The sequence below is a fragment of the Acidisoma sp. S159 genome, assembly GCF_009766125.1.
In the GTDB taxonomy this organism is placed as follows: Bacteria; Pseudomonadota; Alphaproteobacteria; order Acetobacterales; family Acetobacteraceae; genus Acidisoma.
Map to the genome: position 1 here is coordinate 2,724 of NZ_LMUG01000054.1, position 965 is coordinate 3,688.

Sequence of the window (965 nt, forward strand, 5' to 3'; positions counted from 1 at the left end):
CTGTTATCGATGGCGGACCGGATCCTAGTGATGCATCGCGGCCGTCTGACTGGCAGCTTCGAAGGTCCCGACTTCCCTGTCGCTGCGATCGGCGCTGCGGCTGCGGGAATCGTGGCTGAGCACAATGAGGATGTCACGCTGCATCCCGGAGCGGTCGTGTGAAAGGTCTGTGGGTCGGCCGCGTCATCAGACGGCCGGAAGCACCGCCGCTCGCCTTTCTGGTGATCATGGCGATCCTGTTGGGTCTCACCACGCCGCGCTTTCTGGCTGGGGCCAACCTGTTGAGTATCGTGAGCCAGGTCTCAGTGGTGGGAATAGTGTCGCTCGCGCTCAATCAGGTTATCCTGTCCGGCGAAATTGACGTCTCAGTCGGCTCCCTGCTCGCCGCCTGCGCGTTCACCTTCGCCACAATGGCGCATGCCACGTCAGGGCTGCTCTTGCCGCTGCTTGCTTCGATCGCAGTGGGAGCCTTTATTGGCTTGCTCAACGGCGCCATCGTGACGATCGGCCGTGTACCCTCCATCGTCGCGACTCTCGGGATGCTGCTTGGATTGCGCGGCGTGGTGCTATTGCTGGGCGCTAACGGCATTCTGCTGGTGCCAAATGCGGCCCGTCAATTCGGACTTGGTACGGTTGTGGGCGTACCCACACCCATCGTCTTTCTGGTACTGGTCTTCGCTGTCTTCGACATCGCCAATCGCCATACTGAATGGGGCCGTGACATTCTCGCTGTGGGCAGCAACCGCCGTGCCGCCGATGCCGTTGGCCTGCGTGCGGGCTTCGTTAAATTCCGCTGCTTCGTAGCAGTAGGCCTTGGCTGCGGTCTCGCGGGGGCGGTCTTCGCAGGCCAGATTGGCGAGATCCAGGCTACTGCCGCGACCGGCTTTGAGCTGCAGGCCATCGCCGCGGTGGTTCTCGGCGGCACTAGCATTACAGGCGGCCGCGGTTCGACCTTCGCCCCGGTG

General features: G+C 62.8%; 1 protein-coding gene. It reads left to right on the forward strand.

Annotation, left to right across the window (positions count from 1 at the left end):
* Nucleotides 1–158: 158 nt before the first annotated feature.
* Nucleotides 159–965: ABC transporter permease (locus GSQ92_RS16305; RefSeq protein ID WP_216856842.1), on the forward strand; the 807-nt coding region annotated here is incomplete at its 3' end.